General features: G+C 54.3%; 18 protein-coding genes and 1 pseudogene. 10 read left to right on the top strand and 9 right to left on the bottom strand.

Annotated elements, in window-relative coordinates:
• The first annotated feature begins 101 nt into the window (after positions 1 to 101).
• Positions 102 to 383: a DUF2270 domain-containing protein gene (locus PGB28_RS21340; protein WP_408636286.1), complete on the top strand. Its 282-nt coding sequence runs from the start codon at positions 102 to 104 to the stop codon at positions 381 to 383.
• Here PGB28_RS21340 and tnpA (PGB28_RS19245) read toward each other — a convergent pair.
• The 8 genes and pseudogenes from tnpA (PGB28_RS19245) to ilvC form a co-directional block, all read right to left on the bottom strand.
• Positions 309 to 749, bottom strand: a pseudogene (gene tnpA / locus PGB28_RS19245) (IS200/IS605 family transposase); the annotation flags it as partial. The gene PGB28_RS21340 and the pseudogene tnpA (PGB28_RS19245) sit on opposite strands and share 75 nt — an antisense overlap.
• A 75-nt stretch (positions 750 to 824) precedes the next feature.
• The gene (gene tnpA, locus PGB28_RS19250) at positions 825 to 1,241 is read right to left on the bottom strand and encodes an IS200/IS605 family transposase (RefSeq protein WP_271423162.1); all 417 of its coding nucleotides are present in this window, start codon (positions 1,239 to 1,241) and stop codon (positions 825 to 827) included.
• Positions 1,242 to 1,374: 133 nt separating this feature from the next.
• Positions 1,375 to 3,642, bottom strand: coding sequence for an NADP-dependent malic enzyme (locus PGB28_RS19255; protein WP_271423163.1), 2,268 nt, complete (start codon positions 3,640 to 3,642; stop codon positions 1,375 to 1,377).
• Positions 3,643 to 3,691: 49 nt separating this feature from the next.
• Positions 3,692 to 5,212 carry an AMP-binding protein gene (locus tag PGB28_RS19260; protein ID WP_271423164.1) on the bottom strand — a complete coding sequence of 507 codons (1,521 nt, stop codon included), beginning with the start codon at positions 5,210 to 5,212 and terminating at the stop codon, positions 3,692 to 3,694.
• A gap of 112 nt (positions 5,213 to 5,324) precedes the next feature.
• Complete coding sequence (locus PGB28_RS19265; protein WP_271423165.1) at positions 5,325 to 6,641, bottom strand: TRAP transporter large permease; 1,317 nt, start codon at positions 6,639 to 6,641, stop codon at positions 5,325 to 5,327.
• 3 nt (positions 6,642 to 6,644) lie between these two features.
• Positions 6,645 to 7,190, bottom strand: coding sequence for a TRAP transporter small permease (locus PGB28_RS19270; protein WP_271423166.1), 546 nt, complete (start codon positions 7,188 to 7,190; stop codon positions 6,645 to 6,647).
• A gap of 55 nt (positions 7,191 to 7,245) precedes the next feature.
• Positions 7,246 to 8,229: a TRAP transporter substrate-binding protein DctP gene (gene dctP / locus PGB28_RS19275; protein WP_271423167.1), complete on the bottom strand. Its 984-nt coding sequence runs from the start codon at positions 8,227 to 8,229 to the stop codon at positions 7,246 to 7,248.
• A gap of 112 nt (positions 8,230 to 8,341) precedes the next feature.
• Positions 8,342 to 9,346: a ketol-acid reductoisomerase gene (ilvC, locus tag PGB28_RS19280; protein ID WP_271423220.1), complete on the bottom strand. Its 1,005-nt coding sequence runs from the start codon at positions 9,344 to 9,346 to the stop codon at positions 8,342 to 8,344.
• Between the two features lie 232 nt (positions 9,347 to 9,578).
• Between ilvC and PGB28_RS19285 the strand changes: the two genes are divergently transcribed.
• The 6 genes from PGB28_RS19285 to PGB28_RS19310 all read left to right on the top strand — a co-directional run bounded on the left by PGB28_RS19285 (position 9,579) and on the right by PGB28_RS19310 (position 16,042).
• Positions 9,579 to 10,253, top strand: coding sequence for a GntR family transcriptional regulator (locus tag PGB28_RS19285; protein ID WP_271423168.1), 675 nt, complete (start codon positions 9,579 to 9,581; stop codon positions 10,251 to 10,253).
• 112 nt (positions 10,254 to 10,365) lie between these two features.
• The gene (locus PGB28_RS19290) at positions 10,366 to 11,589 is read left to right on the top strand and encodes a CaiB/BaiF CoA transferase family protein (protein WP_271423169.1); all 1,224 of its coding nucleotides are present in this window, start codon (positions 10,366 to 10,368) and stop codon (positions 11,587 to 11,589) included.
• Between the two features lie 50 nt (positions 11,590 to 11,639).
• Positions 11,640 to 13,805: a methylmalonyl-CoA mutase gene (gene scpA / locus PGB28_RS19295; RefSeq protein ID WP_271423170.1), complete on the top strand. Its 2,166-nt coding sequence runs from the start codon at positions 11,640 to 11,642 to the stop codon at positions 13,803 to 13,805.
• A gap of 35 nt (positions 13,806 to 13,840) precedes the next feature.
• On the top strand, positions 13,841 to 15,247 hold the full coding sequence (locus PGB28_RS19300; RefSeq protein WP_271423171.1) for a Glu/Leu/Phe/Val family dehydrogenase: 1,407 nt from the start codon (positions 13,841 to 13,843) through the stop codon (positions 15,245 to 15,247).
• Between the two features lie 283 nt (positions 15,248 to 15,530).
• Positions 15,531 to 15,764, top strand: coding sequence for a helix-turn-helix domain-containing protein (locus tag PGB28_RS19305; RefSeq protein ID WP_271423172.1), 234 nt, complete (start codon positions 15,531 to 15,533; stop codon positions 15,762 to 15,764).
• Between the two features lie 77 nt (positions 15,765 to 15,841).
• Complete coding sequence (locus tag PGB28_RS19310; RefSeq protein WP_271423173.1) at positions 15,842 to 16,042, top strand: hypothetical protein; 201 nt, start codon at positions 15,842 to 15,844, stop codon at positions 16,040 to 16,042.
• Here PGB28_RS19310 and PGB28_RS19315 read toward each other — a convergent pair.
• Complete coding sequence (locus tag PGB28_RS19315) at positions 16,036 to 16,614, bottom strand: hypothetical protein (RefSeq protein ID WP_271423174.1); 579 nt, start codon at positions 16,612 to 16,614, stop codon at positions 16,036 to 16,038. The two genes, PGB28_RS19310 and PGB28_RS19315, sit on opposite strands and share 7 nt — an antisense overlap.
• 133 nt (positions 16,615 to 16,747) lie before the next feature.
• Between PGB28_RS19315 and PGB28_RS19320 the strand changes: the two genes are divergently transcribed.
• The 3 genes from PGB28_RS19320 to PGB28_RS19330 are packed head-to-tail and all read left to right on the top strand — an operon-like array spanning position 16,748 to position 17,997.
• Positions 16,748 to 17,062 carry a hypothetical protein gene (locus PGB28_RS19320; protein WP_007120603.1) on the top strand — a complete coding sequence of 105 codons (315 nt, stop codon included), beginning with the start codon at positions 16,748 to 16,750 and terminating at the stop codon, positions 17,060 to 17,062.
• The gene (locus PGB28_RS19325) at positions 17,055 to 17,699 is read left to right on the top strand and encodes a lytic transglycosylase domain-containing protein (protein WP_456300301.1); all 645 of its coding nucleotides are present in this window, start codon (positions 17,055 to 17,057) and stop codon (positions 17,697 to 17,699) included. The genes PGB28_RS19320 and PGB28_RS19325 overlap by 8 nt, the downstream gene beginning before the upstream one ends.
• A 16-nt stretch (positions 17,700 to 17,715) precedes the next feature.
• Positions 17,716 to 17,997: a TrbC/VirB2 family protein gene (locus tag PGB28_RS19330; protein WP_271423175.1), complete on the top strand. Its 282-nt coding sequence runs from the start codon at positions 17,716 to 17,718 to the stop codon at positions 17,995 to 17,997.
• The last annotated feature ends 15 nt before the right edge of the window (positions 17,998 to 18,012 follow it).

Here is an 18,012-nt window from a genome sequence, read left to right on the forward strand (position 1 = left end):
GCAAACCCCCAGCCGTGGTCTACTGGCTAAGAAAAGACGAAACCCAATCAGGTCAGCAGGAGCAAAGAGTAGCTTAATTTACGCTGAACACTGTCCAAACACTGGGGAGTAGCTCACTTGGGCGCCGCGTTCGGCGCAACTACTTGTGGATAATGGTGATCCAGCTATTAGCATATGCTGGAAAACTCATCATACATCCTACACCGGCAAACGACATTTCTGAGTTTGTTGCACGCGCCTCCATTGGTCCAATTTCAGGCGAACTCGTGCTATTGGGTGGTGCAGCCTATTGTTTCCTGGGAGTGGCGCTATCTATATGGGTTAAGTTTGTCGATGCAAGGCGCATAGAAAGGAGAGGGATCAGTGGTGAAGCAATCGCCTAGAGCCAGGGTTTTTTCCATGCGAGGCGGCGCCGTTAATGGTTGAAAATACCCCCTGCCCCAAATCCGGCAGCCCCAATAGCGCCTGCGGATCGCGGGAAACTCGCGTTGCACCTTGAAGGACGAACGGCCCTTCATCTTGCACACCAGATCGGAGACCGCAAGCTTCGGCGGCACCGAGACGAAAATGTGCACGTGATCGCTCGACAGCACCCCACGCAAGATGTCGACCTCGTTCTCGCGGCAGACCTGCCGACAAATGTCCCGGACCCGCAGGCGCAGCGCCCCTGTCAGCACCTTGTAGCGGTACTTCGTCGACCAGACGATATGGTAGCGGCTACAGAAAACACAGTGCTTGTCAGTGTCATATTACCTGTTCTTCACGCTGAAGCAGGTCCGACTGGAAGTCGGAGGGTTTGCTTCAAAAGCGTGGATACTGAACGACTACCGGCTGGCGCCGGTAGGATCGGCGATGTGCTGCTCCAGATACTGAAGTACGATGTCTTCGGTAATGGCGCCGTTGGTGGTTGAAAAATACCCCCTGCCCCAGAACCGGCATCCCCAGTAGCGCTTGCGGATATGCGGGAACTCCCGTTGCACCCGGTAGGACGAACGGCCCTTCATCTTGCGCACCAGATCCGAAATCGCGAGCTTAGGCGGCACCGACACGAACATATGAACATGATCGCTCGATAGTACCCCGCGCAAGATATCGACCTCGTTCTCGCGACACACCTGACGGCAGATGTCGCGCACTCTCAAGCGCAACGCCCCGGTCAGAACATTGTAACGATACTTCGTCGACCAGACGAGATGGTAGCGATGATAGAAAACGCAGTGCTTGCCAGTGTCATATTGCATGCTCTTACCCTCCCGAAAATGAGCCTTCGATCCGGCTGCGGCTCATTTTCGGGAGGGTAAGAGCATAAACCGATTCTTCCGCGCTAAAGCGGGTCCGACTCGAAGTCGGAGGGTTTGCTCCAAAGCGTGGATACTAAATGTTAGTTTGAGCATCGACGACCGCAATCGCTGCCATATTCAGCAAACCGCGCACAGTAATTGACTGAGATACAATGTGGGCAGGTTGAGCTGCACCCATCATGATTGGCCCCACAGACACACCTCCCGCTAGAGATTTTATCAAGTTCAACGAGATGTGAGCTGCGTCCGCATTTGGCATTATCAGCAGATTTGCAGCTCCTTTCAGATTGCTGTTCGGCATAACGTTTTGACGGAGCGCAACACTCAGTGCCGCATCCGCGTTCATTTCGCCGTCAAACTCAAAGTCGACCTTTCTCTGCTGAAGTATCGAAGCGGCTTTCTTCATCTTTTTTGAAGACTTGTTCGGTCTATCTCCAAAATTTGAATTCGAAAGGAGCGCAGCTTTAGGCGTAACTCCGAGACTTTTGAGAGTCGCGGCAGCCTGAATTGTGATTTCGGCGATGTCTTCGGCCGTAGGGTTTGAGTTTACATACGTATCCGCCAAGAAAACGGTCCCTGAAGGGAGCACCAATGCATTTAAAGTCGAGTAATTTACCGCGCCAGATTTTTGCCCGACAATACCATCAAGTCGAGTTAGATGATGTCCAAATCGCCCATTGGTACCGCAAATAGCTGCATCTACTTCACCTCGCGCCAACATACAAAATGCTAGCACACTTGGGTCGTTTCTGACTCCTCGGGCAGCCTCTTTCGGTGCGATGCCGTTACGACCAACAAGTGAGTGAAGCGTGGCAGCATATGGCTCCAATGATACAGTTTCGGGGTCTACTACCTGAATGTCATTCTCCACATCCAACGCCAATCCCAATTCAATAGTCTTCTCGTGAATATTGGACTTCGACCCGATCAATATCGGGGTGGCAATTCCATTTGCGATAGCTTGGTGAGCGGCCTGCAGTACCCTTGACGATTCGCCTTCTGCGAATACCAGAGTCTTGGGGTCCGCCGCCGCCTTCTCCATGACCGGCTTCATGAGCATGCCAGATTGGTAAACAAACCGCGTCAGGTCTTGCCGATACTGCTCCATATCTTTGATCGGGCGCTCTGCGACACCTGTGTCCATGGCAGCCTGCGCTACTGCAGGTGCAATTTCCAGAATAAGTCTAGGATCGAAGGGCTTCGGGATAATGTACTCAGGTCCAAAGCGAAGCGCTTCTGAACCGTAAGCAGAGAGAACGACGTCAGAGGCTTCCACTTTGGCTATTTCCGCGATGGCGCGCGCACAAGCTTGCTTCATTTGTTCATTAATCTCAGTTGCGCCCACGTCAAGCGCGCCTCTAAAAATGAACGGAAAGCAAAGCACATTGTTGACTTGGTTAGGGTAGTCAGATCTGCCAGTTGCAATGATCGCATCATCTCGTACTGACTTAACAAGTTCTGGTCGGATTTCTGGCTCTGGGTTAGCCATAGCCAAGATCAGAGGGTTGGACGCCATGGCCGCAACCATAGGTGCACTGACGACTTTTCCGGCAGACAACCCTAAGAACACGTCGGCGCCATTTAGAGCTTCGGTAAGAGACCTTTTGTTGGTTTTTCTGGCGTAACGTGCTTTGTAGCAGTCCATATCATCTGTGCGGTCCGAATGGACAACGCCCTGTCGGTCGCACACTGTAATATTGTCCAGCTTCGCTCCAAAGCTCACAAGAAGATCCAAGCAAGCCAAGGCTGCCGCTCCAGCGCCATTGGCAACAATTTTGATATCCTCGATTGATTTCCCTACCAACTCTAAGGAGTTGATGACAGCCGCAGCAGATACGATCGCTGTTCCATGTTGATCATCATGAAACACCGGAATTGTCATCCGCGAACGGAGATTGGCTTCGATTTCAAAGCATTCAGGCGCTTTAATATCCTCAAGATTAATACCGCCAAATGTGGGCTCCAACCGCGCCACGGTTTCACAGAATGCCTCGGTGTCTGTCTCATCAACTTCGATATCAAATACGTCAATTCCTGCAAATTTTTTAAAGAGCGCCGCTTTACCTTCCATGACTGGCTTCGAGGCCAGCGCACCAATGTTTCCAAGTCCTAGAACAGCAGTTCCGTTTGAAATCACGCCAACCAAATTTCCCCGCATCGTGTACTTGCTCGCTAGGCTCGGACTATCTGCGATTTCCTTACAAGGAATTGCCACGCCTGGACTGTAGGCCAATGCAAGATCGCTTTGCGTCGCCATTGGTTTAGATGGCAAGACTTGAAGTTTCCCACATGGAAAGTTCGAGTGATATTCCAGAGCGAGCTTCTTAAAACTCTCAGCCATTACTATTGTCCTTTGGTTTCGTTGTTAATCGTAGAACAACACTGCGCATCTAGTTGAGGCGTGCATCGGATTGCGCAAACTGGGTGCGCAAGTCTTTCTTTTGAACTTTGCCCATCGAATTGCGGGGGAGTTCTGAGACCGTTTTGTAGAGTTTTGGATGTTTGAACTTAGCCAAACCGCTCGATATCACCGCGCGGGTGGATTCTTCATCAAAAGTTTCGGTTTCATCTTCGACGATTACTGCCAGAACCCGCTCGCCAAAGTCCGGGTCAGGAATACCGATGACAGCACTTTCCTTGACACCGCGGCATCCGTCGAGAACTGCCTCAATCTCCTTCGGATATATGTTATATCCGCCAGAGATAATCAGATCCTTCGCACGTCCAGTTAACTTCAAGTACCCATCGGCATCCAAGCAGCCAAGATCGCCTGTTCGGAAGTATCCATTGCTCGTGAATTCTGCTTTGGTTTTTTCTTCAAGTTTCCAGTAACCTGCGCATACATTAGGTCCTCGCACATGGATTTGTCCAACTTCGTTTGCTGCACAGACTTGCCCGTCCTCATCACGAACTATTTGCACTTCCACACCTGGCAACGGCAGCCCCACAGTTCCTTTGCGTCGTTCGCCGTCATAGGGATTTGACGCGATCATATTCGTTTCGGTCATGCCGTAACGTTCTAGAATGATGTGACCTGTTCGTTGCTGAAACCGGTCAAATGTATCAGCTAGCAACGGTGCACTCCCTGACACGAACAGCCGCATGTGGTCAGTGGATTCGGCGCTTAGCCTCTCGTCCTGCAGCAGTCGGGTGTAAAAAGTAGGAACTCCCATAAAGAGCGTAGATTTTGGCAGTGCAGCAAACACATCATCCAAATTGAACTTAGGTAGATACTCCATGGATGCACCGGCAACCAAAACCGTATTGACCGCGACAAACAAACCATGAATGTGAAAAATGGGCAGAGCATGCAGCAGCGTATCTTGATCCGTAATCTTCCATAGCTTCGCCAAGGTAGAGGCATTGGTAAGCAAATTCTCGTGCGTGAGCATGGCGCCTTTTGAGCGCCCGGTTGTTCCTGAGGTGTATAGTATGACAGCCAAGTCTCGCTTGTTTCGAGCGCAAACCGGTCCAACTAGACTTTGGTTTGCTACCCTGTCTGCGAACAAACCCGTCCCGTCGGCAGAAAGCGTTTCCACGCACACGCCCGTTCCACCCAAATTCCTACGAAACTGATCCCGCAAGTCGGGGCGACAAATAAATAATCGAGCGCCCGAATCCTCTAGGAAGAATTCGACTTCGCTTGCAGTGTAGGCCGTATTTAATGGAAGAAACACGAGGCCCGATTGTATGCATGCTGTGTAGATTGCCAAAGCGGCGGGCGACTTATCCACTTGCACCGCAACCCTTTGCCCAGGTTTTATGCCCATAGACTGAAGCGCGTTTGCCGTTTGATTTGTTAGTTGGATGAACCTCTTATAACTCCAGACGGTGCCATCAGCTTCCCTTAAAAAGGTTTCGTCCCTGGACGAATGGCGACCAACCAAATTGTAAAAGAGCTCATTTTTCATAGGATTCTTGCCGTATCTCATTTTGTCTCGATCTTATTCTGGCGGCGTTCATTGCGGCTTCAAAACCTAAGCTCCGGGAAGCTCAATTAGCACGAGGTCAGATCGCCAATAGCTAGATAGGTTTTCCCATCACGGTATTTGGCAACCAAGTTGCAATCTGTGGAAACAGGCACAGCAGAACAATCGCGACGACCATGCAAGCTACAAATGGCAGAGATCCTTTGAGGATCGTTTTCAGGGGGATTTCCGGCGCAATCCCGTTGATCACATAGAGGTTCAAACCGACCGGAGGAGAAATCAGGCCGATTTCCATGTTGATCGTCAGAACAACCGCAAACCAGATAGGATCGAAACCGGCCGTCGTGATAACCGGCAGTAGGATCGGTGCAGCCATGAGGATGACGGCAACGGGGGGTAGAAAGAACCCAGCAATTAGCAGGAAGATGTTCACTGCAAACATAAGAACCCAGCGGTTTACATCCAGAGTGCCGATCCACTCGGCAATGGCTTGGGTGATAAAGAGGCTCGAAAGCATGTATGCGAAGATACCTGCTGCCCCGATGATGAACAGGATCATGACGCTTTCACGTGTGCTGTCCCGCAGTACCGCCCAGATATCATTTGGATTCCAAAGCTTGTAGATTACAATCGCCAGGATCAGGCAGAGCAATGCGCCAACTGCTGCGGTTTCTGATGGTGTCGCAACACCTCCATACATGGCAAACAACACGCCGACGATGATTGCCAAGAACGGTACAACCCGGGGCAGGATTTCAAACTTCTCCCGCCAAGTGTAGCTTCCACCACCAAGCAATTGCTTGTCCCCAGACCTCCAAGTCGAATATAGCGACCAGACCATAAAAAGACCGACCAACATCAGCCCTGGGAGAACGCCCGCCAGAAAGAGTCGCCCGATCGAGGTCTCGGTGGCAATTCCGTAAACAATCATGGTAACGGACGGTGGAATCAGAATTCCGAGCGTCCCACCGGCTGCTATCGAACCCGCTGCAACACCGTCAGGGTAACCGCGCTTACGCATCTCGGGAATTCCCATTTTCCCAATCGCTGCGCATGTCGCCGGGCTTGAGCCGGACATTGCGGCAAAGAGCGCACAGGCGCCGAGGTTGGAAACCAGAAGACCACCTGGAACACGCGTCAACCAGCGTTCGAGAGCCTCATAGAGGTCTGCGCCAGCTCTTGTAGAGGCAATGGAAGCCCCCATGATGATGAACATCGGAATGGATAGTAATGCGAAGTTGTCGAGCTTTCCGAAGAAGAGTTCAGGCAACAATTCTAACGAGCGGACGCCATCAAAAACAATAAGGAAGCCAGCGGATACTGTCAGCAAGCCGATGGCCACCGAAACCCCTGAAAATAGAACGACTATTGTTGCGCCCGCAACAATAGCGCTGAGAATGAGGGGGTCCATTGGCTACTCCTCTAATCCAAATAGCTTGTCAATTCCGAGGAGCAAACCAATTAGGTCTGCCAATAGTTGCAAAGAAAGGAGGCCAAACCCCACTGGCAGAGCAAGATAAGGGATCCAAAGCTGAACACCCCACACTGTGTCTGAACGCCAGCCTCTCTCAAACGCCAAATGCCAGTGCTCATAACTATACCAGCACATAGCGGCGACGACGATCATGGAAGCGGCAAGTGTAAACACCGCCAAAAGCTTCCTAAGTCGCTTCCCCAACGCCAAAGGTATCAAGTCAACGTTTACATGACCCCGCACACTTTGCACGAATGCCAACCCGACCAAAGTTGCGCCGATGACAAGATAGACCACGGCCTCGGTCTGCCAGGTGGTCGATTGATTGAGAACAAAACGGATGAAAATCATATGACAGGTGGTTATGACCGCAGCAACGATCATTCCTGCCGATACCCATCCCGCCACTTTAGACATGGTGATAATCGCTATCAGGATTATATTCTCACCCATTTTCGCCTCAGAAGTTGCGTGCGAATGCGACATTGTGATCCTCCCATTGGGGTGCTGAGCGATCGTTTACGATCGCTCAGCGACGACATCATTCTACGGCTAGGGCCATATCCAACAGCGTCTGCCCGTCAGGAACTTCCGTAACAAAGCTGGCAAGAGAAGTTTCCTTGGCAATCGCACGCCAGGCCTCAAAATCGGCCTCTGTCATCTCCGCAATTTCGACGCCCGCCTGTTGGAAAACCTCTACCGAGTCTGCGTCTTGCTTCTTGGCTTCTTCTAGATAGTAATTCTGCGCTTTTTCAGCTCCGGCAAGAAGTGCCGCTTGCTGCTCGGCCGTGAGACCTTCGAATGTCGATTTGTTCATCAACAACGGCTGATACATGAACCAGAGCGCCACGTCGCCGGCAGGGGTATAGCAGGAAACCTGTTCATAGATCCGATAGGATACAAACGACGCCGAGGACGTGTTAGCTGCATCGAGAACCCCGGTTTGCATCGCCGAGTAGATTTCCGACGACGCCATTGACGTGATCGATGCGCCTGCACCAGCCAGCATCTGTTCGAAGGACTTGCCAGCCGCCCGCGTCTGCAGACCCCGCACGTCACTAGGCCCAGTTATGCAGCCCTCTTTCCCCGCAAATCCACCAGCTAGGTAGCCATGCACCAGAACCATGACGTCATCTTCGGCCATTTTTTCTTCCAACGCCTCCATAAATGGAGAGGCGCTTAGGCGTGCTGCATGATCGTGGTTTTTGATCAAGCCCGGCATGAGAGTCAGATTGTAGGCTGGCTGGACTCCGCCCGCGTACGCCAGGGGGAACATTGACATATCCAACTGACCACGGCTCATAGGCTGGTATTGCTCGCGCGGTTTGAACAGCGATTTAGATGGGAAAATTTTGATCCCCAGATCAACATTGGCTGCCGCCACTTCATCAGCAACAATCTGTGCAACCTGATGACGAATATCGCTCGTCGACCATTGGTGCGACAGACGCAACTCCTCTGAGATCGCTGCCGAAGCTCCCATGCCCAGAGTAAAGGCAGATGCAATTAGAGTCGTAAGTTTCATGAATTTCCTCCCTTGAGGTTTCGAAATATTTCGATGACACGGTTAAAGAGGTTCGTTTTTTCCAATTCTCGGACCCATCCCCACAGGTCCGAGAATTGGTTGCCCTTCGGGATTAGATAACCCGTTCTTCCTCAATCCACGGCATAAGGGCACGAAGACGTTTCCCGACATGTTCGATAGGATGCTCACTAATCAAACGCCGCTCTGCGTTGAGTTTCGGTTTGCCCGCATTGTTGTCCGTGAGATAGTCTTTGACGAATGTCCCGTTTTGAATGTCCCTCAAGACTTCACGCATTGCATCTTTGCTTGGCCCGGCAATCACTTTTTTACCGGAGTGGTAACCGCCATATTCTGCGGTGTTCGACACAGAGAAGTAGCTATTTGCGATTCCACCTTCATAGATCAAATCCACGATGAGCTTGATTTCATGCAAACATTCGAAATAGGCCAGCTCTGGTGCATAGCCTGCTTCGGTCAGGGTCTCAAACCCGGAGATTATCAACTCTCCCAAACCGCCACACAGGACCGCCTGCTCACCAAACAGATCTGTTTCACATTCGTCTTTTAGAGTAGTTTCGATGATTCCGGAGCGACCGGCACCCATTCCAGCTGCATAAGCCAACCCGATGTCCCTAGCTTTGCCAGAAGCATCTTGATGGACTGCAAAAAGACACGGAACGCCCCGTCCTTTGGCGAATTCCGAACGCACGACATGCCCGGGGCCTTTTGGCGCGACCATAAATACATCCACGTCGTCACGCGGGGTGATCAGACCAAAATGAATGCTCAGTCCGTGCGCAAATGCTAGGGCCTTGCCAGGCTTCAAATTCGGCTCAATCTCATGCTTGTAGATATCTGCATGAAATTCATCCGGGGCAACAATCATGATGATGTCCGCCCAAGCCGCAGCATTGTAGACACTCATCTGCTGAAAACCATCAACTTTAACTTTGTTGGCCGTCGCAGATCCCTCTTTAAGAGCCACCACAACGTCCTGAACACCAGAATCGCGAAGGTTCTGCGCATGGGCGTGGCCTTGACTGCCATAGCCGACAATTGCAATCCGCTTGTTTTGGATGACTGCCAGGTCGCAGTCTTGATCGTAGTAGATATTCAATTTCTTCTCCTGCCAGCATCCGTCGCCCGACCCAATCACCGGAAGTTCGGAGCCAATACTAGATTGCAGATCCGACAAATCGGACTCCCGAAATGTGCAATACATTGCCGATTGTTCTTTTGTCAACTCTTCGTGTATACAATATGGTATTTACAAAATGCAAAATGACCGCTACTTTGACGCTGTCAGACGCGGTAGTATGTACGCGCGAAGCGTTTGAACGGAGAAATCAATGTCCAAGGACAGAAGTGAGCGAATCATGCAGGACCTGCAGCAGCGCATTATTTCCGGCGATTTGAGGCCTGGTGAGCGGCTGGATGAGGTTTCGCTCGCCAAAAAGTACGATGTATCTCGCACCCCCATCCGCGAAGCTCTGCTCCAGCTCAGCTCGGTGGGCCTTATCGAGTTGAAGCCTCGTAAAGGCGCCTTCGTCAGTAGGCTGTCAATCAAAACACTGATGGAAATGTTCGAACTCATGGCCGAGTTGGAAGGGTTGTGCGCGCGATTGGCGGCACGACGGGCATCGGCCAAGGAGCTAGAGGAACTGCAAGCGCTTCATAATGAAAGCCGCGAAGCGGTTGAAGAGCAGGATTTGGATTCTTACTACGGCTACAACGAGCGGTGGCACGAGGCGATATATACAGCGGCCCGCAACGATTTTGTAAAAGAACAAACTATTCAATTGCGCAACCGTTTAGCTCCCTATCGCCGGGCGCAACTAGGGAGCGGACGCCGCATCGAAGGTTCATTTGATGAACATGAGAAGATCTTGGACGCCCTCAAAGCCGGGGATGACTTGGGAGTCGAAGTACTTATGCGTGAACATGTCATCCATCAGGGTGGAACGTTCGGGGATTTCATCGCGCGTTTGCCCCATGAAATGGCGGATCTGATCGCCATGCACTAGGGGCGCCGTATGACCGGCTAACGCCGCAATAAACCGCAAACTTTGGCAGTTTGAATGGGATGGTTCCGCCACCCCAATGGGACTGCTATGCCATTTGGAAAGGCTGGAAGGTATGACACAATCGATCGGGGCGCTTCATGGACTGCGCGTGTTTGACCTAACGCGCGTGCTTGCTGGTCCAACCTGCACGCAGATTCTAGCCGATCTTGGCGCTGAGGTGATTAAAATTGAACGACCGGGGTCTGGGGACGACACCCGCAAGTTTGCACCGCCGTTTGTGAAAGATGCTGAGGGATGCGACACCAGCGAAAGCTCCTATTACTGCGCTGCCAACCGCAACAAGAAGTCTGTGACCCTGGATATTTCCACCAAGGAGGGGCAGGACATCGCTCTGGGCCTTTTGGAAAAATCCGACATTCTGGTGGAAAACTTCAAAACCGGCGGTCTGGAGAAATACGGGTTTTCCTACGATCAACTGAAAGAGCGGTTCCCCGGTCTGGTCTATTGTTCCATCACCGGTTTCGGCCAAACCGGCCCCTTCGCCAAGAAACCTGGCTATGATGTGATGATCCAGGGCATGAGCGGCTTCATGAGCCTGAACGGCGACCCGGATGGCCCACCCCTAAAGGCCGGTGTGTCGATTGCCGATATCATGACCGGCATGTATGCGGCGGTGGCCGTGAACGCCGCGCTGCGTCACCGCGAGGCAACCGGCCAGGGCCAACAAATCGATATTTCCATGCTAGATTCCATGGTGGCCTTTTCGTCCTTCCAGGGCATGAATTATCTGACCACCGGCGAAAACCCACAACGCATGGGCAATGCCCACCTTAGCATCGTGCCCTACCAGTCCTTTGAAACTGAAGATGGCAATTTCATCCTGGCGGTGGCCAATGACGAACAATTCGCCCGCTTCTGCGAGGCCGCGGGCTGCACCCTGCACCAGGACCCGCGTTTTGCCACCAATGCGCAGCGTGTACGCAACCGTGCGGACTGCGTTTCTGCCATTGCCGAAATCATTCGGCAGCAGCCATCAGCGTATTGGTTGGACCTTTTGTCATCGCGCGGGGTGTCCTGTGGGCCGATCAACACCATGAAAGAGGTGTTTGAAAACCCTCAGGTCATCGCCCGCGAGTTGAAGGTCCATTTGCCACACCCCAAAACCGGTGAGGCCGGGGTGCCCCTGCTGGCCAGCCCGATCCGGCTGTCAGAAACACCGGTGCGCTATGATCTGGCGCCACCATTGCTGGGCCAGCACACCGAAGAAGTCCTATCTGATCTTTTAGACCTAGATCAGGACGCACTGGCCACGCTGACGGCGAAAAACGTGATCTGAACATACTGAACATCAGGACCACCCAGGATAAAACGGGGGAGGAAAACCCAATGGCAAAACGCGAAGATATCGACAGCTGGACGCAGACAGCCACAGCAGAAGCACGCGGGAAACCTCTAAGTGATCTAGGCCGCACCACGCCGGACGGCATTCGGATCAAACCGCTTTATACCAGCCATGATCTGGACGATATGCTGCATCTGCATTCTGTGCCCGGACACTTCCCCTTTGTCCGCGGGCCAAAGGCCACCATGTACGCCGGCCGGCCCTGGACAATCCGTCAATATGCCGGCTTTTCCACGGCAGAAGAATCCAACGCTTTTTACAAACGCAACTTGGCGGCCGGGCAAAAGGGGCTATCCGTCGCCTTCGATCTGGCCACACATAGGGGCTATGACTCTGATCATCCGCGCGTCGCGGGCGACGTGGGCAAGGCAGGCGTGGCGATTGATAGCGTTGAGGATATGAAAATCCTGTTCAACGATATCCCGCTGGACAAAATGTCGGTTTCGATGACGATGAACGGCGCCGTCCTACCAATTCTAGCCAATTACATCGTCGCCGCCGAAGAACAGGGGGTGAGCCCTGATCAGCTGTCAGGCACCATTCAGAACGACATTCTGAAAGAATTCATGGTGCGCAACACCTACATTTACCCGCCTGCCCCCAGCATGCGCATCATTTCCGATATTATCGCCTATACCTCGGAAAACATGCCGCGGTTCAACTCGATTTCGATCTCGGGCTATCACATGCAAGAGGCCGGCGCGACCACGGTACAGGAACTGGCCTATACCATCGCCGATGGCTTGGAATATGTTCGCGCCGCCAAGGGCGCGGGCCTGGATGTAGATCACTTTGCGCCACGCCTCAGCTTCTTCTTTGCCATTGGTATGGATTTCTTCCTGGAAATCGCCAAGCTGCGCGCGGCCCGTTACCTGTGGTCCACCCGCATGCAGGATGAATTCGCGCCCAAAAACCCGAAATCCCTAATGCTGCGCACCCATTGCCAGACCTCTGGCGTTAGCCTGACGGAACAGGACCCCTATAACAACGTGATCCGCACCACAGTCGAGGCGATGGCGGCGGCGCTTGGCGGTACGCAGTCCCTGCACACCAATGCCCTGGACGAGGCGATTGCGCTGCCCACCGATTTCTCAGCCCGCATCGCCCGGAACACGCAGCTGATCCTGCAAGAAGAAACCGGCATCACCAGCACGGCTGATCCATTGGCCGGATCCTATTTCATCGAAAGCCTGACCGCCAATCTGATCGAAAGGGCCGGCACGCTGCTGGACGAGGTCGAGGGGCTGGGCGGCATGACCCGCGCGATTGAGGCCGGTTTGCCCAAACGCAGGATCGAAGAAGCCGCGACAGCGCGCCAGGGCCGGATCGACCGTAACGAAGAGGTCGTTGTCGGGGTTAATAAATACCGTTTGGAAAGTGACGACAGCGCCATCGAAGTTTTGGACATCGACAACAATGAAGTCCGCCGCCAGCAGGTCACGCGCTTAGAGAAAATGCGCAAAACCCGGGATGAAACCGCATGCCAAGCGGCGCTGAAGGCTCTGACTGAGGGTGCAACAACCGGCGGCAACCTTCTGGCGCTCAGCGTCGATGCCGCCCGCGCCCGGGCCTCGGTTGGAGAAATTACCGATGCCATGTCCGTCGTCTTTAACCGCCACGAAGCCAGCGTCACGCTGGTGAAGGGCGCCTATCATGACCCAGCCAAAGACCATGCGGATTATGATCAAGCCCGCAGCACCGTCAGCGATCTGGAAGGCAATGGCCCGAAACCCAAAATTCTGATCGCAAAACTTGGGCAAGATGGCCACGACCGCGGTGCTCATAGCGTCGGCTCGGTCTTACAGGATCTGGGTTGGCAGGTCGCACTCAGCGATATGTTTGCAACGCCGTCCGAAGTGGCCATACAGGCCGATCAGCTGAATGTTGACGTGGTTGGCGTTTCGTCGTTGGCCGCCGGTCACAAAACACTAATCCCGGAACTGAAAACTCTTCTCGAAGACCTGGGGCGCGATGACATCCTGGTCGTCGCGGGCGGTGTAATCCCGGAAAAAGACTATGACTACCTGCTGGAAAACGGTGTGGCGGCGGTCTTTGGCCCCGGTACCAATATTTCCCAGATGGCAATTGAGCTTGGTCAAAAGACCAAAGACAACCGTTTGCGCATGCACAATCGGCAAAGCTCTTCTTAGTTTTCCTAGCAACTCTAATTCACGGCTCCGAAATCATGAGCAGTTTTCTGAAAGACGTCGAGTCTCAGTTCGACAATGTAGTTGCTTCACTGGATTTGCCCGAAGGGTTAGCTGAGAAAATTCGGGTGTGCAATGCAACGTATGTAACCCGCTTTGGCGTGCGGTTGAGGGGGAAAATCCATACCTTCACTGGTTGGCGAGCGGTCCACTCAACCCATCAGAATCCTGCCAAGGGAGGAATTAGATACTCCTCAATAGCCGACCAGGATGAAGTCGAGGCTCTGGCAGCATTGATGACTTACAAATGTGCGATGCTAGGATTGCCTTTTGGCGGATCGAAAGGTGCGCTAAAGATCGACCCAAGCAAGTGGGAAGAAAACGAACTCGAAAAGATCACACGCCGTTTCGCACAAGAATTGATTAGGCATGGTTTTCTAAGTTCAGGTATGAACGTGCCCGCTCCCGACATGGGTACAAACGAACAAACAATGATGTGGATCGCCGACGAATACCGGCGTCTGAAGCCGGATGACATCAATGGCATGGCCTGTGTTACCGGCAAGCCACTCGGCGGCAATGGCATCGAAGGTCGAACCGAAGCAACCGGGCGCGGCGTGCAATTTGCCATTCAAGCCTTCTTTGAAACACCAAGCGACGCGTCCAAAGCCGGGTTCTCCGGGGGCGATCTGCACGGCCGCTCCGTGGTAATTCAGGGGCTCGGCAATGTCGGCTATCACGCGGCCAAGTTTCTGAGCAAAGAGGACGGCTGTCTGATTACGGCCGTTATCGAGCGTGACGGTGTAGTGCGCAACACTGCGGGATTGGACATCGAGGCACTAAAGACGCATGTCGCGGCGACCGGTGGAGTACACGGTTTCGAGGGCGGAAGCTACGACCCTGAGGGCGCGCGGGCTCTCGAAGACAACTGCGACATCCTCATTCCCGCCGCGATGGAACGTGTCATTCACTGCGGCAACGCGGGCGCGATCAACGCGCGGCTGGTCGTTGAAGCGGCAAACGGCCCCACCACCTATGAAGCGGACCAGAAGCTACGCGAACGAGGGGTGGTCATCATCCCAGATATTTATGCTAATGCTGGCGGCGTGGCGGTGAGCTATTTTGAATGGGTCAAAAACCTCACCCACATTCCGTTCGGCCTGATGGAGAGACGCTACGACGAAAAAGGGCACCGTACCTTGGCGCGGTCTCTGGAAATGATGACGGGTCAGGCTTTCCCCAAGGAGGCCGAAGCTGCGTTCTTCCAGGGTCGACGGGAAATCGATCTCGTGCGTTCGGGCCTCGATGACATGATGCGCTCAACTTATGCCGAACTGTCACGTCGCTGGAACGATCCCGACGACCCAGCAAGGGATCTTCGAAGCGCAGCCTACACTCTTTCCATCAATCGGATCGCGGAGGCTTACAAGGCCATCGGGATCTGACGGCTTCGAAATTTCCCCACAGAGCCACGAAATCGGATTTCGCTGATCCTATTTGTCGGAGAAAAGTGCTTCCTTCGCCACCTCCCTATGACGACCAACTCGCTGCACCGGAATTTCCGGTGCAGCCTTTTCGAAAAATGCATTAGAACGGCCCACAAAGTATGCGAGACGGATCTTTCTGTGACCTGCGTGTCAGCAGGCATCTTATCTAGGCGACCAAAAGCCGTTCCAAAGTTTCTTCTCTGCGCCCTCGAATGTAACATATATCGCGTGGCGATATTTCGTGTATCGTGCCCGTTTCGCGGGCATGAACTTGCGGGATCGCGTAGCACAAAACATCCAAGACCTGAGGCGCGCTCGCGGCCTCAGCCAGGAGGAACTTGCCCATCGGGCCAACGTGAGCCGCGGCCATATGGGCAAGGTCGAAAACTCCAAATTTTCCGCCTCCCTCGATCTCCTGGAGCGCATCGCGAAGGCTCTCAACGTCGACGCCGAAGAACTTTTTGCAAAACGCTAGTCCGCTCCATCCGGGTGTGACCACGAAAATTTGCAGGAATGAAGCGAAAGCAAGAACGGTACGAGTGGCGCGGGTACATGGCGAAGAGAAAGATAGGCTGGCCTTTCCAGGAAGGGTTTATCATCGACGGGATGCAGGAACTTCACCTGTTCACCGATTACCGTTGGAATGATGGCTCGGTGAGCCGTCGTTGGTATGTCGATCCTGAACGCTTTGATGCTTGCCTGGCCGAGCTTCGCCCAGTTTCCCTGAAGGCATCGGACGAATTGGATCAGTAAGAGAACCACTCCGAGTGTCCCAAGTTGCCCTCGTAGTCGCCAAATTCGACCATGATGCTGCGGGAATAGAAGTGCCATAGGCCTCCGCTGCTCGGGTAGGCGATCTCCTGGCCGCTTTCCGAGACGAATGTCGCGGGCCAGGGCGTGAGGGAACCGTATACCCGCTGGATATAGCGACAGGTCCGGTTTTCGCGATCGCAAGAGCGGATCGACCAATCCCACTGACGCGGCTCGTCGCGCGGCTCATAGGAGCGCCCGGTGAACCAGATAACATGAGTCCGGTTCAGCCATTCGTATTCCGGCAGATTGGTGTCCAGCTCGCCCTCTCCCCCGGGCCCACCCAGCTCGACCGGCACATGGGTGAAGTTGCAGACCCCGAAGGGCGGCAGGCTCGGCCAGGGCGTGATGCGGCGGATCATGGTGCGATAGGCGCGCGCGCAGACCGCGCTCGGGGGGAAACCACCCGCCATGCAGAGCATGATGGCGCAGTCGATGTCATAGGCCTGCGCCTTCTCAGGGGCTCCGAACACCACCATCACCCCCATCGCCGCTGCCATCGCCTGTCGCTTCATGTCGCTCTCCCGCAAAAGTTGCGCAGACTATCGCGCAATATGTTTTTATCTGCAATATGTCGTATTGACTCCATATGACTTTATGGCCTTAGTGTCGTGAAGTAGAAGGGCTCTCGTGGGGAGAGTCCAAAACATGCCGATAGCGCGCAACCAGATCCTGATCACCATCGATGGTGTTAAAGACTTGTCCGAACAGGGCATCGCGTTCCGCTGCCGGTATGAACTCGTGGGGTTCACGGACGATGGCAAGCCGCGCTACCAGTGCATCTACCTGCGCGAAGGTGAACCGGAAGCCATTTTGGTCTCGACCCGGATCACCCCGCACGGGCCAGAGCCGCGGTATTTCAACATATGGCCAGGGCTCTTCAAACATCATCTCGAGTTCGGTGACGGGCGCGATCTGCGCTTTGGTCCTGACTATAGCATTACCCTCGAGGAGCGTGGCTGACGTCATCGCCTTCGGCAGTGACGGCACGGCCCGGACCTCAGGCTGGACCTTCCACGGCGAGCGGCCTGCCTGGGCGGGTCTGGATGATAGTGCTGAGGCCGAAGTCGTTCTGGCCTCGTTGGACGCCACGCCGCGGTCTGGTCGCGACGACATCCTCTCCCTGGTCCACGCCACAGCAGATCGCCACCAGGGAAACCGCGCCCTGCAGCAGGTCGACCTCGATGCGGACGACAGGCAGATCCTCTTCCGCGCCCTGGTCGAGGCCGAAAGCAGCTATGACCCGACCGCCGTCAGCCCCAAGGGTGCCTATGGTTTGGGCCAGCTGATGCCAGACACGGCCAGCGCGCTCGGCGTCGATCCGCACGATCCCTCCCAGAACCTCGATGGAGCGGCGCGCTACCTGCTCGCGCAGCTCGCCACGTTCAAGGACATCGACTTGGCGCTGGCAGCCTACAATGCCGGGCCGCACCGGGTGGTCGAGTATTCCGGCATCCCCCCCTTCACCGAGACCCGCGACTACATCGCGCGCATCCACCGGATCCGGTCCCGGCTGGCAGGCGCACCCGCTTCAACGCCGGACACTCGCGTCGCGGACCGGGTTCCAGTCCGCGCGCCGGTCCTCATCGAATTTCAGTAGAACAAGGGAACTTCGCATGCTTCGACATCGCCTCAGCCGCCTCTTGCCCATCGCCACAACCCTGACGGCTTTTGCAAGCCCTACCCTCGCGCAAGACTTGTCGCCGATCCAGACCATGCTGGAAACCGTCGAGGCCGCGCTGACCGGTCCCATCGGGATCGCGGTCGCCACGCTCGCGGTCATCGGCACCGGTTTCATGTGCATGATGGGACGGCTCAACTGGGGCTGGTTTGCCTCGGTCATCATCGGGATCGTGCTGATCTTCTCGGCAAGTACGATCGTCGCGGGCTTCGCCTGAGACCGGTCCCTGGAG

The organism is Primorskyibacter aestuariivivens, from assembly GCF_028023675.1.
Classification (GTDB): Bacteria; Pseudomonadota; Alphaproteobacteria; order Rhodobacterales; family Rhodobacteraceae; genus Marinovum; species Marinovum aestuariivivens.